We start from the raw sequence: 15,408 nt of genomic DNA on the forward strand, positions 1-15,408 counted from the left end.
GTACTGAACATAGCTCCAAGACTACCTCTTAAGTTAAGAGGGGCGAAGTGTCTGGATCTTCAAGGGGCCAATCTATTGTGTTAACTAAAGTACTCATTAAAAACATCGGCTTCCAGGTTGTGGTGGCCATGGTACTGGGCGCTGTGGTCGGCGCGTTCATGGGTGAACAAGCCACCGTGTTTGCACCGCTTGGTACCCTGTTTATCCAGTTGATCAAGATGCTGGTGATCCCGCTGGTGGCGGTTGCCATCTTCTCCGGCGCCGCCAATCTGGGCGCCAGCCCGGCAGCGGGCAAGATCGGCGCAGCGACGCTGGCCTTCTTCCTGATTACCTCTGCGTTGGCCGTGCTGCTGGCGCTGGTGATGGGGCAAATCTTCAAACCGGGTGTCGGGGTTGATTTCGCTTCCGTCGCCTCCATGTTTGGCGGTGACTACGCCGATAAAGGGGCGCTGCCGGATGCAGTTGCTACCCTGCTCGGCATGATCCCCACCAACGTGTTCCAGTCGCTCAACGAAGCCAACATCCTGCAGATCCTGGTGTTCTGCATGTTCCTCGGCATCGCCCTGGCCAAGCAACCCCGCGAGCGGGCCAAGCCGCTGGTCGATGGGCTCAATACCCTGGTGGATGCCTTCGTCTGGATGATCAACAAGGTGATGATCATCGCGCCGCTCGGGGTGTTCGGTCTGATGGCTGAAGCCATCGGTACCTATGGCTTCGATGTGCTGACCCTGGTGCTCAAGCTGTTCGTGGTCTATGTGGCTGCCATCCTGATCTTCGGCTTTGTGGTCTATCCGCTGCTGGTCGTGATGTTCTCCAACACGCCGGTACGCAAGTACTTCTCGGCCATGAAGAAGCCGCAGATCGTGGCCTTCTCCACAGCCTCTTCCATGGCGACCCTGCCGGTCAATATGGAGACCTGCGAGCATGATCTGAAAGTGACCAACGCGACTGCTTCCTTCGTGCTGCCGCTGGGGGCCACCATCAACATGAGCGGCAACGCCATCTATTACGGTCTGGTCGCCATCTTCTTCGCTCAGGTTTACAACATCGATCTGAGTGTCGGTGCCTGGGCGGCCATCATCGTGACCTCCACCCTGGGGGCGATCGGTCAGGCCGGTGTACCGGGCCCAAGCTTCCTGGTTGTGGCCGTGCTGCTGGCAGCCGGGATCCCCATCGAAGGGTTGCCGCTGCTGTTTGCGCTGGATCGTCTGTTCGACATGATCCGCACCTCCCTCAATATCACCGGCGATGCGGCCTGTGCTGTCATTGTTGACCGCTTCAGCCCGGAATATGACCCAGAGCGTTGGAACAAGGCATAACAGCTTTGAGTTGAACTAAAGCAGCGCTGAGCTAAAACAGCCCCGAGCTGAAACTGCGTAACGCGAGCCCCTGCCATGATGGCGGGGGCTTTTTTATATCTGCCGGACAGATGTCAGAGAAAGGTGTGCACAAGAGATTGCTGACGGATTTTGCGGTGTTGAATGGAGAGCACAGGAGTGGAACACAACTGCCGTGGGCATGGGCCTTGTGACGGATGGCTGCCGGGCTAGGGGGTTGCCAAATGGCGGGTAACAAAAAGGGGAGCCTGGCTCCCCTCGGATATGATCTGCTGCTGGTTCTACTCCATAAGGCCAAACAGAGAGTGGTTAAACCATCCTGGCTACACCCTTGTGGCGAAAGAAACAGCGTCAACGTGATGAAATCATATCTATGTTGACCATCTCGACATTGTCACTGAAAAGCGCCAGTTGGTGGCGATTAAACAGACATGCCAGATAAGGTCAGTCCGGATTGATGCCTCTCTATCCGGCTCAGAACTGTGACAGTGAGGGCAGAGAGACAGCAACCAGGGTGAAAAACACCGTGAAAACGGCAGTAACGACAAACTCTTTCATTTTTCTCTCCCCAGGTTGTTGGTTGATGTTGTCAAGATACCATAACAGGGGGTTAAAACAAGGGTAAAATTGATAAAATGGCGTCTTTGCGCGTCAGTGCGGTCGAGGTGGTCATTTTTGACATATTGCGCTGATTTTATCGCCCGTTGCGACGTTTGACCCATCGAAGATCCAGTTGTTTTAATTATTTTGTTTAAATTCAATGCTTTATTGTTTTACTCATTTATTTTTAGGTGGGTTTTATATGGGACTTAAATAGGGTTTGAGAAGTTATCTCCTTCGTAACTGTGTCATGAAGGCCCTCAAAAGTGCATCAGGATATGATTTGCCAATGCCTGACGCAGATAGCTCATCCAAAAAAAGTTGGTGGAGGTGATCTGGTTGCCAACCCTTGTCGCACCATGACTTTATCAGGCCGATGTCTCCGTGTTTTTACAGCAACCCTCCGCTTTACAGGGGGGAGAGCCATGGATTGGGGGGATACGGATTGGCAGTTGGCTGTTTTATCAGCGCCAATTGCACCGGCCGGTGGACGAATAGACAAGGCGGCAGCAAGGGTTAGGTGTGCACCAAGCCAGTGGCTGGTCTAAAACAGCGCCGATGCATTTGGCATAAGTAATGTAATTGCAACGCAAGAGCTGGGCCGGAGCATGGTTGGGGAACTTGGGGCGATTCAGACATCTGAATACCGTCTACAAGATTGAGATACACACAGCGGTGTATGACGAGGAGGCTGAACAAGCTCGTTTCAGGATCAGCAGAGAGGCTGGCCACCGCAAGCCGGCTCAGCAGTGATAGAACATCCACGGCAATATCGGAACGGTATCTTTGGCTGATACCGGTTGGTGCGAGGAGGGGAAGGCTAACGATCAGTCAGATGGTGCAAGGGATGGGATTCAGGGCAACCTGCAGGGTGAGGGCTGCACACTGTGCCGAGGCATCAGCTCGCGTGAGATATAAAAAAACCCTCCGATGGAGGGTTTTTATCATCAACAACCGGTACAAAGCCGCGTGGCTTAGAACAGGGTGGTGGAGAGGTTGTAGAGCTCCTGATCGAACGGGCGCTTCATGTTTTCGATGCAGTCGATGATGTCGTGGTGTACCAGCTCGTTGCGCTGGATACCGACGCAGCGACCACCGTGGCCAGCCAGCAGCTGCTCAACGGCGTAAGCACCCATACGGCTGGACATGATGCGGTCACGAGCAGTCGGGGCACCGCCACGCTGGATGTGGCCCAGGATGGTGGCGCGGGTTTCACGGCCGGTCAGGGCTTCGATGTCTTTGGCCAAGGCGTTCACATCGGTGACGTGCTCGCAGATGGTGATGATGGCGTGTTTCTTGCCCTTTACTTCACCTTCTTTGATCTGTTGCAGCAGCTTCTCTTTGTCAAAAGCCACTTCCGGTACGATCACGTACTCGGCACCGCCAGCAACGGCGGCAGACATGGCCAGATCGCCACAGTGGCGGCCCATGATCTCGACCACGGAGATACGGTGGTGGGAGCTGCAGGTGTCGCGCAGACGGTCGATGGCGTCAACAACCACGTTCAGGGCGGTATCAAAACCGATGGTGAAGTCGGTACCGGCGATGTCGTTGTCGATGGTGCCCGGCAGGCCGATACAGGGGAAACCCTCTTCGGTCAGCTTCTTGGCACCCATGTAGGAGCCGTCACCACCGATCACCACCAGGGCGTCGATGCTGTGCTTTTTCAGGTTTTCGATCGCTTCGGCACGCACGGCCGGATCTTTGAAGGCAGGGAAACGGGCAGAACCCAAGAAAGTACCACCACGGTTCACCACGTCGGAGACGCTGTGACGCTCCAGCTTGACGATGCGATCCTGGTGCAGGCCGAGGTAGCCATCATAAATACCGTAAACTTCCAGGCCATGATGCAAACCGGCGCGAACCACGGCGCGAATGGCTGCGTTCATACCGGGTGCATCGCCACCACTGGTCAAAACACCAATACGTTTGATTTGTTTGGTCATGAGTGCCTCTGGATCTGAGTTGTCAAATACGAATGTTTGGAAATAGACAAGCCACTTTTACTATATCGGCTTTCGTATGGGATGCGGGGGCCGCCATAGGAAAAGCGATACAAGAGAGGGGACGCGCCCCTCTCTTTGCCAGTAATGCGAAATTACTTGGCAGCGCCAGCGATGATCTGGGAGAAGTCGTCCACTTTCAGGGACGCACCACCGACCAGGCCACCGTCGATGTCCGGCTGACCGAACAGATCGGCTGCAGTGGCGCCAGTGACGGAACCGCCGTACAGGATCTGTACTTTGGCAGCAACGGCGCCATCAAAACCGGCCAGGTACTGACGGATGTGAGCGTGAACGGATTGAGCGATCTCCGGAGTGGCAGTCTTGCCAGTACCGATGGCCCATACCGGCTCGTAAGCAACAACGGCGTTGTTGAAGGAGGCGATGCCGCAACGGTCGATAACGGCTTTCAGCTGGGTCTCAACCACGTTCTTGGTCACGCCGGCTTCGAATTGCTCCAAAGTTTCACCGATGCACAGAACCGGGATCAGACCGCCTTTCTGGATCGCTTCGTACTTGGCAGCAACCACGTCGTCAGTCTCTGCGTGCAGGGTACGGCGCTCGCTGTGGCCGACCAGGGAGTAGGTGCAACCGAAGGCTTTCAGCATGGAGGGAGCGTTTTCGCCGGTGAAGGCGCCAGACTCGTGAACGTCAGCGTTCTGGGCACCGTAGGCAATCTTGCTGCCAGCGGTCAGTTGCTCAACCAGACCCAAAAAGATAACCGGCGGGCAGACGGCGACTTGTACAGAAGGATGAGCGGCAGCAGCCGGGGTCAGTCCTTTGATCAGAGCTTCAACAGAAGCTTTGGTGCCGTTCAGTTTCCAGTTACCCATTACCAGGTGCTGTCTCATCTTGTATATCTCCTAGGCATTTGATTGCGCGACATTATATGAATTGAACCGAGCCCAAGATAGCTGACCCGGCGGCAAATGACGTAATTTTTTTTCGCTTTCCTGATCCAAATCAGGAATGAATCGCTTGATTGCTCATTCGTTAACCTGCCCTCGCAAGCGAGCCCACCATACCCCAATCCATTCGTGGATGGCAGCTTCGGAATACATCAAATAACGCCCTTTGGGTAAATAACCGTAGAGCGGCTGCGGCACCTGGCTCTGCTTGGCGGTGTAGTCGGTGGGGGCCGGCACGGCATTGAGTCCCTGACCCTGATAGAGGGCCATGGCCCGGGGCAAATGGGTGGCAGAACTGACCAATGCCACCTCTTTTCCTTTCAGGTGGCGGCTGATACTGACCGCTTCGTCATGAGTGTCTTTGTTGTTTTCAAACAACGTCATCCGCGCGCGGGGAATGCCGAGGCTCATCGCCATCCGGGCATTGACCTCGGCATTCGACAGGGGATCCCCCGATACATAACCCGAAAAGATCAGCTCGGCGTCGGGATATGCCTCTGCAAGACGCACTCCTTCGAGAGTACGGGCCAGCGCAATATTGTTTTGCCACGAGCGCTCGGGCACCGCCGGATCGCTGACATGGCCGTTGCCGAGCACCACGATCGCCTCGATCTTGGGATGCTGGCTCACCTCGAACGGCGGGTAGGTCTGCTCCAGCCCGCGGGCCAGTTCATAGCTCACCGGCCGCATCCCCATCAGTGCCACAATCAGCAGCGAAAGGGTGGCCAGCAGTTTGCCGGTTTTCTGAAAACGGGTGAACCAGAGCAGCAGCAGGGCGACAAGCAGCAGGGAGAGGGAGAAGGGGAGCGGCATCAGCAGCTGACCCAGCCACTTTTTAATCACAAACACGGCAGACACTTCCTTGAGTTTTCAGCAAATTCGGGATGTGACAGAATACCCCTCTTTTTTTGGATGGCCAAAGTTGAGTTTCTCTTGAAGCAAGATCAGAGTTTTGACGGTCGCGCCGACAAGTTCGCCCGCAATATTTACGACTCCACCAAGGGGCGCATTCGCACCACCATCGTCTGGAGCGACATCGAAGCCTGCCTGGCGCGCCTTGGCAATCGGCCGCTGCGCATCCTCGATGCGGGGGGCGGTTTTGGCTACTTTGCCCAGAAGCTGGCGGCCATGGGTCATCAGGTCGAGTTGTGTGATCTCTCCGCCGAGATGCTGGATCTGGCTCGCAGCCAGATCGCCGAAAAGGGGCTGGAAGACAACATTCGTCTTATCCATTGCCCCATTCAGGATCTGAAACAACACGTGACCGGCACCTTTGATCTGGTGCTCTGCCACGCGGTGCTGGAGTGGCTCGCCGAGCCGCGCCAGACCTTGCTGGGTCTGTTCCCTTTCGTCAATGCCGGGGGCATACTGTCGCTGCTTTTTTACAACCGTCATGGCCTGCTGTTCCAGAGCCTGGTAGTGGGCAATTTTGACTATGTGCGGTTGGGCCTGCGCAAGAAGCGCCAGACTGCGCTCACGCCCACCAATCCCCAGTTGCCGGAGCAGGTTTATGACTGGATTGGACGAGGCGGGCTCAAGATCATCGGCAAGACCGGGGTGCGGGTGATCCACGACTATATGCGTCACAAGCAGGATCAGGTCGAGAAGTTCGACGATCTGCTGGCCATGGAGCAGCAATATTGCCGTCAGGAGCCTTTTGTCGCCCTTGGCCGCTATATCCATGTGATGGCGCAGAAACCCGCCAGTTGATGGGGCCTGATTTTTCGATGCTACCGGATGTAGCCGCGCGCGAGTTTGTGCGCTCAATTACAACAACGAGATGACAACGTCATGATGAGTACATCCCGTACCCTGCCCGAGCGTTCTTTGCCGGAGATAGTAGGGTGGGTCAGGCAGGAGGGGTTGGCGCTGAGCCTGCCTACCGACCGGCTGGCCTTTCTGATTGCAATCAAGACACTGTCCGAAGATGAGTCGGACTTGTCGGAAGCGGCGCTGCACGATGCCTTCGGCTACGTCAGCAATGCTTTTGGCCAGATGGACGAGACCCTCACCGGTCGCGCCAACAACGCCATCAACGACCTTATTCGCCAGCAGCTGCTGTCGCGCTTCAACACCGACATGGTGGCGGGGGAGAGCCTCTATCGTCTGTCGCGTCTTGGGGTCGGTATCGTCGACTTCTTTCTCGATCAGCGTCAGGTTGACTCCATCAAGCTCTCCATCTTGCTCGAGCATTTGGCGGCCGAGCTCGACACCGCCCGCAAGGCGGCGCTCGAGACCAACACCCGCGAGCAGTGGGACGCTGAGGTGCTGCCACGGCTCACCTTCTCGCTGGAGGAGACCCTCGGGCGCATCGATCTGACCCAGCGCGCCATGGATGAGCAGCAGAATCAGGTCAAAAGCGAGATCGCGGCCCTGCTGACCCAGAACTGGGTCGATGCCATTCACAGCTGCGAAAAACTGCTGCACGAGACCGGCCAGACCCTGCGCGAACTGCAAGATACCCTGGATGCCGCCGGCCACCGCCTGCAGGCGGGGCTGCTCAACATTCAGGAAGCGGCGCAGGGGCGTGACGATCTGTTCCACGTCGAGGAGCTGACTCACGCCTTGCAAGGTCGTCTTGACGTCATCACCAGCTGGGGTCAGCAGTGCATCGAGCTCTGGTCCCGCTACGACAGACATGTCCACAAGTTCATTCGCAACGCCATCGACATGGACAAGAACCGCGCCTTCAGTCAGCGGCTGCGCGACTCCATCCGCAATTTCGAACAGCACAACTGGCTGCTGCGCATTGCCGAGGAGCCCCGTTTGCTGGAGCTGCGCGATGAAACCATCGCCATCCACGACGAGGAGGTGACCGGCGAGGTGCCCCTCGAGATGGAGTACATGGAGATGGTGGACATCAACCAGGAGCTGGCGGAGCGCATCGAGCGCTATCTGGCCCGCTATCCCGAGCAGGGCCAGCAGCTGGATTTGGCCGATGTATTGCGCGAATACCTGCTGGATTACCCGGCTCACGCCCATTTCGATGTGGCGCGTCTTCTGATCGACCAGGCCGTGCGCCTGGGCCATGCCAGCGGTGAGCGCGAGCTGCACCGCCAACCCGCATGGAAACCCATTAACCAAGCTGGATCCAAGGTTCAGGCCTATGTCATTGATCAATACTGAGTTTCCCTTGCCGCTGCGGCTCGCAGAGGCGATTGCCAACCCCTTGTTTCCGCGCATTGACACCGCCTTGCGCTCCGGCCGTCACATCAGTGCCGACGATTTCGAACAGCATTCGGCGCTGGTGGAGTACCACAACGAGCTGGAGATCTTCTACGGCCGTTATCAGGTGGAGCTGATCAAGGCGCCGGAAGGCTTCTTCTACCTGCGTCCGCGCCCGAGCGCCGATATCGGCACCACTGTGCTCTCCGAGCTCGATATGCTGGTGGGCAAGGTGCTTTGCTACCTCTACCTGAGCCCGGATCGCCTCGCCTCGGAAGGGGTGTTCGCTATGGGCGAGTTGCAAGAAGAGGTACTGAACCTGGCTGACGAGAAGCAACTGCTGCGGATGGTCAACAGCCGCTCCGGCGGCACCGATCTCGACAAGAAGAAGCTGCTGGAGAAGATCCGCACCTCGATGCGTCGTCTGCGTCGCCTCGGCATGATCACCGCCCTTGGCAACAGCGACAAATTCCGGGTCAACGAGTCGGTGTTCCGCTTTGCCGCGGACGTGCGCTCCGATGAAGATCCCCGCGCCGTCCAGCTGCGGATGATCCAGGAAGGAGAAGCCATCTTCCACGACGACGAGATGCCGAGCAGCGATTCGCTCTTTGACGATATCGAGGCGGACCTCGATGAAGAACAACTGGATCTGGAGGTATAAACAGTGCGAGGCAAGTTCAAATCCCTGACCATGGTCAACTGGAACGGCTTCTTCGCCCGAACCTTCGATCTCGACCAGCTGGTCACCACCCTTTCCGGCGGCAACGGTGCGGGCAAGTCCACCACCATGGCGGCCTTTATTGCGGCGCTCATTCCCGACCAGTCTCTGCTCCATTTTCGCAACACCACGGAAGCGGGCTCCAGCAGTGCCTCCCGTGACAAGGGGCTCTACGGCAAGCTGCAACGGGGTTCCTGTTACTCAGTGCTGGAGGTGATGAACAGCCGCGAACAGCGGATCTGGGTCGGCGTGCACCTGGAGCAGATCCAAAACCGTGACAACAAGGTCAACATCACCCCGTTCGCGCTGGTGGATGTGCCGGAGCAGCTGCAACCCACCGATCTGCTGCTGGAAAAACTCGATGGTGGCAAGGGGCGTATTCGTGCCTTTGCCGATCTGAAAGGGGCCGCCGCCGAGCTGGGGGCGCTGAAGGTCGCCAAGTTCAATACGGTGACCGACTATCACAACTTTATGTTCGAGTTCGGCATCACCCCGAAGAAGCTCAGGGATCAAAAAGATCGCGGCAAGTTCTATCGCCTGATCGAAGCCTCCCTCTACGGCGGTATCTCCTCGTCCATCAGCCGCTCTTTGCGTGAATACCTGCTGCCGGAGAACTCCGGGGTGCGCAAGGCGTTTGCGGATATGGAGGCGGCCATCTATGAAAACCGCCGTACCCTGGAAGCGATTAAAGAGACTCAGGGGCAGCGGGATCTGTTCAAGAACCTGATCACCGAGACCACTCACTATGTGGCAGCGGACTATGTACGCAACGCCGCCGAGAAGAGCCGTCTCTCCGAGCTGGCCCTCAAGGCGCGCCAGGAGCTGTCCGACAAGCGCCGCATTTTGGCCGAAGAGAAGCAGCGCGCCATCTATCTGGCTGATGAGGTGGAGCAGCTTACCAACCGTGAAAAATTGCTGACCGACGAGCTGGAATCTGCCGCCGAGCATCTGGCCAAGGTAATGGCAGCTGTTGCACTGCAGAAGAAGATCGAGATGTATCGCGCCGATCTGGCGGAGCTGGTCGACAAGCTGGAGCAACAGCAGGCGATCGTGGAGGAGATCCACGGCCAACTGCTGGAGGTGGAAGAGCGCAAGGAGCTGGCACAGGCCGAGGTGGACAGCCTCAAGACCCAGTTGGCCGACTACCAGCAGGCGCTCGATATCCAGCAGACCCGCGCCATCCAGTACCGTCAGGCGGTGCAGGCGCTGGAAAATGCCCGCGAGCAGTGCGAGCTGCCGGGGCTGACCGCCGAGCAGGCGAGCGACACTTTGCATCAGTTCCGCAGTGCCGAGCAGAGCCTCACCAGCCGGGTGCTGGGGGCCGAGCAGCAGTTGGCGCTGGCCAAGGCGGCGGTAGCCGAACATGAAGCGGCGCTGGCGCTGCTTTTGAGCATCGCCCCGGAGACAGTGCGCGAGGCCGCTTGGCCTACCGCCCAGGCGTTGCTCAAGCGTCATATCGAAGACAAGGCCCGCATTGCCCAGGGGCAGGGGCTGCGCGCCGCGCTGGCTCGCCTCGAGAAAGAGAGCGAAAGTCAGAAGAATCTCTTCAAATTGCGCGATGAGCTGCAGCAGGCCTCTGGCCAGCTTATCGCCAGCAGCGATGAGCTGGAGATCTTCCTCGAAGCCCAGCGCACCCGTCAGGAAGAGCTTTCCGAGCAGCAGGCGGAGGTGAACCAGCGCCGCGCCAGCCTGGAGCATCAGGGCGCCCAGCTGGGTCGTGATATTGCGGAGCTGACCAAGCTTGCCCCGCGCTGGCTCAAATCCTTTGAAAAGCTCGAGCAGCTGCGCGAGCAGAGCGGCCTGCCGCTGGCCACTGCCGAAGAACTTTCTTCCGGCATGCAGACCGTGCTCGACAAGGAGCGCGAGTTCGAGCAGGAGAGCAACCGCATTGCGGCGCAGAAACAGGCGCTGGAGCTGCAAATTCGCAACCTGCAGCTGGGCGCTGGCGAGGCAGATCCGCGTCTGGCCCGCATCGCCGAGCAGGTGGGGGGCGTGCTGCTCTCCGATGTCTATGACGACATCTCCATCGACGATGCCCCTTACTACTCCGCGCTTTACGGCCCGGCTCGCAGCGCCCTGGTGGTGCTCGACCTTGAGGGCGCCATCGAGCGGCTGAAAAAGCTGGAAGATTGCCCGGAAGATATCTACCTGATTCAGGGCAACCCCGACTCCTTTGACGAGGATCTGGTGGAAGCGGACGAGCTGGGGGACGCCGTGCTGGTGCGCACCAGCAAGCGTCAGGTGCGCTTCTCTCGCTACCCCGAGCTGCCGCTGTTTGGTCGCGCGGCGCGGGAAAAACGGATCGAGCAGCTCGACCTTGAGCGCGAAGGCCTCATCGAGGGCTACGCCAAGGCAGCCTTCGAGCAGCAGAAGTACCACCGTCTCTACGGTCACTTCCGCGATTTTATCGGCCAGCATCTGGATATCGCCTTCCGCCCCGACCCGGAAGCTGAAGTGCAGGCCAAACAGGCCGAACTGCGCACGCTGCAAGCAGCCATCGGCGAGTGCGACAAGCAGCTGGTCGAGGCCAAAGCGGCTGCCGCCCAGCTGACCCGCCATATCCAGCTGGTACAGGGGATGCTGCCCTTTGCCCACCTGTTTGCCGAGACAGATCTGGCGACCCGCCTCGAGGCGGCTCACGCCGATGTGGAAGCGCTGAAACAGGCCGAAGCCTTTATCGCCAAACACGGCAAGTCGCTCGAAAAACTCGAAACAGTAGTGCAAGTACTGCGTCAGGATCCGCAGGATCTTGCTGCGCTGCAGGCAGCTTACGATGAGGTGAGCGATCTGCTGGCCGAACAGAAGCGCCGTTGCTACGCCCTCGATCAGCTGGTGGCCCGTCTGCCGCACTTTGCCTATCAGGATGCGCAAGACCTGCTGGGTAAGGCCTCCGAGATGAGCGAGCGACTCAAAGAGAAGCTTAAAGCTGCCGAGCTGGCGGCCCGCACCGCCGGTGAGCAGCACAAGCAGATTGCCCAGCGCCACACCGAGGCGCTGCAGCTGCGCACCGCGCTCGATTCCAGCGCATCGGCCAAGCGCCAGACCCTGACCGAATTTGAGCAGGAGCTGGCGGCTATGGGGCTGACCCTCTCTGACGATATGGAAGAGAAGGCGCGCGCCCACAAGAAAGAGATTGAAGAGCTGCTGATCCGCACCCGTTCCCGTCGCACCAGCGCCGAGGCCCAGTTGCAGGTAACCAAGCGCGAGATCGAATCCCTTGGCGGTCGTCTCAAGCTCGAAGGCAAGGATTACTACAGCGCCCGCAAATCTTTGGTTGGTCACAAGGCGAGCTGGTCGCGGGTGGTGCGACTGGCGCGGGAGACCGACGTCGAGAAGCGCCTCAACAAGCGCGAGCTGGCGTACCTCGACAGCGACGAGTTGCGCTCCATGTCGGACAAGGCCCTTGGCGCCCTGCGGGTGGCGGTGGCCCACGACGAGGCCCTGCGCGATGCGCTGCGTCTCTCCGAGGGTAATCGCAGCACCGAACAGAAGGTCGCCTTCTACGTGCAGGTCTACCGTTACCTCAAAGATCGCATCCGCAACGACATCATCCGCTCCGATGATCCGGTAGAGGCGATCGAGGAGATGGAGATCGAGCTGGCCCGTCTGGCAGACGAGCTCAAGCAGCGGGAAACCCATCTGTCGCTCTCCTCCCACGAAGTGGCGGCCAAGATCACCAACATCATCCGTCGCGAGCAGAACCGCATCCGGGTGCTCAACCAGGGCTTGCAGAACATCGCCTTCGGTCTGGTGCGCGGGGTGCGCCTCAACGTCAATATCCGCGAGGCCCATACCCGTCTGCTGACGGCGCTGGCCGACCAAACTGCCATGCACAACGATCTGTTCGCCGACAAGGAGCTCAGCTTCTCCGAGGCGATGGCCAAGCTGTTCCAGCGCCTGAACCCGCAAGTAGAGCAGGGGGATCGCAGCTATCAGGTGATGGGCGACGTGCTGCTCGACTATCGCAACTATCTGGAGCTGGAGATCGAGGTGCAGCGCGGGGCCGATGGCTGGCTGCGGGCCGAGAGCGGCGCGCTCTCCACCGGCGAGGCGATTGGTACCGGTCAGGCCATCCTCTTGATGGTGCTGATCAGCTGGGAGGAGGAGTCCCGCCGTCTGCGCGGCAAGGATATCGCCCCCTGCCGTTTGTTGTTCCTCGACGAAGCGGCCCGTCTGGATGGCAAATCCATCGCCACCCTGTTCGAGCTGTGCGAGCGGCAGGATATGCAGCTGCTGATCGCGGCGCCCGAGAACATCAGCCCCGAGAAGGGCACCACCTACAAGCTCATCCGTAAAGTGCAGGGCAAGCACGAGCATGTGCATGTGGTGGGGCTGCGCGGCTTCGGCTTTAGCGATGACAAGCTGATCGCCTGATCAGTTTCTGGCCCATTCCGACACGGGATGACGGGTAAATAGTTGAAAGGGAGGCATTTGCCTCCCTTTTTACATGGCAGATATGGCAAAGTAGCCGCACCGTCGCTGCTGCCTGACAACAAGGCGAGTAACATGGCGAGTGCCTTGGACCTATGGCAAGGTGAGAGGTTGCTTGCGAACATGCCGCCAGCGTTACGGACCGCATAGAAGAATAGAAAATAGAGCTGAGCAGAAAGAAGAAGAGAGGAGAGGGGAAGGTGCAATATATCCAGAAAGGGCTGCTGTTATCTCTTTGCCTGCTGCTGGCGGCCTGTAGCAGTCGTTATGACGAGAGCCATGGCGGCAGCTGGCGCGGCTATAGCGAAACCGGTTATGCCAGCTATTATGCCGACCGCTATCACGGCAAAAAGACTGCCAGCGGCGAGCGCTATCGCAATAATCTCAATAGCGCCGCCCATATGGAATTGCCCTTTGGCGCCATGGTGCGTGTCACCAACCTCGCCAATGGCAAGAGCGTAGAGGTCAAGGTTAATGATCGCGGCGCCTTTAAAAACGGGCGTATTATCGATCTCTCCAAATCTGCCTTTAGCGCCATCGGCAATATTCGCGACGGGATTATCAAGGTAAAGGTTGAGGTTCTTTAGTTTGATGACCAGAGCGTGAGAGCACCAGATGGTATAAAACTGAATCGCCCCAACTCTCGCATCATCGACATCAAGGCGCGGCTGCTTGCCGAGCCCCGGCTCTCTTTAAACAAACGGCGCAACTCACAGCGCTGCTGTATCCGCTCACGGTTAATCGTCCGCCTGCGTGCCAGATAATCGTAAAAACAGGATGTTGGAACATCGAAAGCGCAGCAGACCAGGGTGATGGGGGCTTGCTCTCTTAATTGGTCTATCAGCGCGTACGTGTGAACTCGTCCGTCATCAAGAGAGCCGTAGCTTAATGGGATGGTCTGATCTATCCACCCCGCTATGCTGGAGCCAGCCTCAAGGAGGCTCATCATGACTCAAGCGCAGATTTACATTTACGGGATCGATTTAGGCAAAAATTGGTTTCACCTAGTGGCGATGGATCGCAGGGGGCATGTATTGACCAAGCAAAAGCGCACTCGTTCACAACTGAAACAGTTCATCAGTACGACTCCACCCTGTCGGGTTGCCTTCGAGGCATGTCCTGGTTCGCAATACTGGGGACGCCTGTTCCAACAGGCGGGATTCGAGCCCAAGATTATTCCCGCTCAATTTGTTAAGCCCTACCTCAAATCGAACAAGAATGACTTCAACGATGCCACCGCCATTGCCGAGGCTGGTAGCAGAGGCACTATGCGCGGTGTCCCGTTGAAATCTCATGAACAGTTGGCATTGCAGGCGACTCATCGCGTCCGTCAGCGTTTCATCGTCGAACGTACCGCTACTGTCAATCAGATGCGAGCGTTGCTGCTGGAATATGGGCTCACCGTGCCAGTCGGCAGAAAAGTCTTCGAGCGCTCTCTGCCGACGATCCTTGAAGATGCCGAGAATGGCTTGCCTGACTTTATCCGCGCCCTGGTATTGCGCCTGAGAGAACGGTGGCAACAGCTGGATATTCAGATTGATGACATGAGCCTCATGCTCGGACAAGCCTCGAGCACATTGAGTTTGTGCCAAAAAATCAGTACCGTCCCCGGCATTGGACCAATTGTCTCAACCGCGTTGATTGCCGCAATTGGCAATGGCTCACAATTCAAGAAAGCCCGCGACCTGTCAGCCTGGTTGGGGCTGGTCCCCAGGCAATATTCAACGGGCGGCAAATCTTCGCTCGGCGGGATCAGTAAGCGTGGCAATAGCTATTTAAGGCAAATGGTTATTCAGGGCGCCAAAGCGCTGAAAATTCATATGAAACGTGACAAATCATCGTTAGGCGAATGGGTCGCCAGGCTAGAGGTCGGCCATCATCACCATGTGGTACTTATCGCCCTGGCCAACAAGATAATGCGAATTTGCAGGAAAGTGCTGACATCCGGCAGGGATTACCAACCGTATCCCAACGCAAGTTCAGCCGTTTAACTGATAGAACTCATACCCGGTTTTGCGAGCCAAAAACAGATGACAGAAGCGTTTACCCCACGACGTTGCAGCCTGGCTAAAAAAGCAGTCTCTCGTGACTGGTAGCTTTATGAGGACGATGACGTGCGGATCCCATCAAGGCCAGAGCCGGAAAACGGCTCACAGACAGGCCGGATAAATTGACGCAAACGACTTCTGGAAATCAGTTCACGCTTGCAGATAAGGAGCAGACCATACATTTTTTAGAATGTCCTT

10 protein-coding genes and 1 pseudogene are annotated in these 15,408 nt (G+C 57.7%); 7 read left to right on the plus strand and 4 right to left on the minus strand.

What is annotated here, in order from left to right:
* The first annotated feature begins 77 nt into the window (after positions 1–77).
* On the plus strand, positions 78–1,319 hold the full coding sequence (locus tag OKC40_RS20160; RefSeq protein WP_270796733.1) for a dicarboxylate/amino acid:cation symporter: 1,242 nt from the start codon (positions 78–80) through the stop codon (positions 1,317–1,319).
* Positions 1,320–2,911: 1,592 nt separating this feature from the next.
* Here the strand turns inward: OKC40_RS20160 and pfkA are convergent.
* The 3 genes from pfkA to elyC all read right to left on the minus strand — a co-directional run bounded on the left by pfkA (position 2,912) and on the right by elyC (position 5,697).
* Positions 2,912–3,883: a 6-phosphofructokinase gene (gene pfkA, locus OKC40_RS20165; RefSeq protein WP_042062659.1), complete on the minus strand. Its 972-nt coding sequence runs from the start codon at positions 3,881–3,883 to the stop codon at positions 2,912–2,914.
* 152 nt (positions 3,884–4,035) lie between these two features.
* Complete coding sequence (tpiA, locus tag OKC40_RS20170) at positions 4,036–4,791, minus strand: triose-phosphate isomerase (protein ID WP_042062658.1); 756 nt, start codon at positions 4,789–4,791, stop codon at positions 4,036–4,038.
* Between the two features lie 135 nt (positions 4,792–4,926).
* Positions 4,927–5,697 (minus strand): envelope biogenesis factor ElyC, encoded by a 771-nt coding sequence (elyC, locus tag OKC40_RS20175; RefSeq protein ID WP_270796735.1) that lies wholly within the window; start codon positions 5,695–5,697, stop codon positions 4,927–4,929.
* Between the two features lie 84 nt (positions 5,698–5,781).
* On the opposite strand from elyC, the gene cmoM reads away from it, so the two are divergent.
* From cmoM to OKC40_RS20200, 5 genes are all read left to right on the plus strand, one after another.
* On the plus strand, positions 5,782–6,558 hold the full coding sequence (gene cmoM, locus OKC40_RS20180; protein WP_042657464.1) for a tRNA uridine 5-oxyacetic acid(34) methyltransferase CmoM: 777 nt from the start codon (positions 5,782–5,784) through the stop codon (positions 6,556–6,558).
* Positions 6,559–6,639: 81 nt separating this feature from the next.
* Positions 6,640–7,974, plus strand: coding sequence for a chromosome partition protein MukF (gene mukF, locus OKC40_RS20185; protein WP_270796737.1), 1,335 nt, complete (start codon positions 6,640–6,642; stop codon positions 7,972–7,974).
* Positions 7,955–8,674: a chromosome partition protein MukE gene (mukE, locus tag OKC40_RS20190; protein ID WP_270796739.1), complete on the plus strand. Its 720-nt coding sequence runs from the start codon at positions 7,955–7,957 to the stop codon at positions 8,672–8,674. Before mukF ends, mukE begins: the two co-directional genes overlap by 20 nt.
* 3 nt (positions 8,675–8,677) lie before the next feature.
* Entirely contained in the window at positions 8,678–13,105 is a 4,428-nt protein-coding gene (mukB, locus tag OKC40_RS20195) for a chromosome partition protein MukB (protein WP_270796741.1), read from the plus strand.
* Between the two features lie 257 nt (positions 13,106–13,362).
* On the plus strand, positions 13,363–13,749 hold the full coding sequence (locus OKC40_RS20200; RefSeq protein ID WP_270796742.1) for a septal ring lytic transglycosylase RlpA family protein: 387 nt from the start codon (positions 13,363–13,365) through the stop codon (positions 13,747–13,749).
* A gap of 47 nt (positions 13,750–13,796) precedes the next feature.
* Here OKC40_RS20200 and OKC40_RS20205 read toward each other — a convergent pair.
* Positions 13,797–14,045, minus strand: a pseudogene (locus tag OKC40_RS20205) (IS3 family transposase); the annotation flags it as partial.
* Positions 14,046–14,109: 64 nt separating this feature from the next.
* On the opposite strand from OKC40_RS20205, the gene OKC40_RS20210 reads away from it, so the two are divergent.
* The gene (locus OKC40_RS20210) at positions 14,110–15,153 is read left to right on the plus strand and encodes an IS110 family transposase (protein WP_270796743.1); all 1,044 of its coding nucleotides are present in this window, start codon (positions 14,110–14,112) and stop codon (positions 15,151–15,153) included.
* The last annotated feature ends 255 nt before the right edge of the window (positions 15,154–15,408 follow it).

It is taken from the genome of Aeromonas sp. QDB11, from assembly GCF_027705265.1.
Taxonomy (GTDB): domain Bacteria; phylum Pseudomonadota; class Gammaproteobacteria; order Enterobacterales; family Aeromonadaceae; genus Aeromonas; species Aeromonas allosaccharophila.

Excerpts from the sequence above, each read along its gene's own strand:
- pfkA (WP_042062659.1), bottom strand. The coding sequence starts at position 3,883 with ATGACCAAACAAATCAAACGTATTGGTGTTTTGACCAGTGGTGGCGAT.
- tpiA (WP_042062658.1), bottom strand. The coding sequence starts at position 4,791 with ATGAGACAGCACCTGGTAATGGGTAACTGGAAACTGAACGGCACCAAA.
- mukF (WP_270796737.1), top strand. The coding sequence starts at position 6,640 with ATGATGAGTACATCCCGTACCCTGCCCGAGCGTTCTTTGCCGGAGATA.
- mukE (WP_270796739.1), top strand. The coding sequence starts at position 7,955 with ATGTCATTGATCAATACTGAGTTTCCCTTGCCGCTGCGGCTCGCAGAG.
- OKC40_RS20210 (WP_270796743.1), top strand. The coding sequence starts at position 14,110 with ATGACTCAAGCGCAGATTTACATTTACGGGATCGATTTAGGCAAAAAT.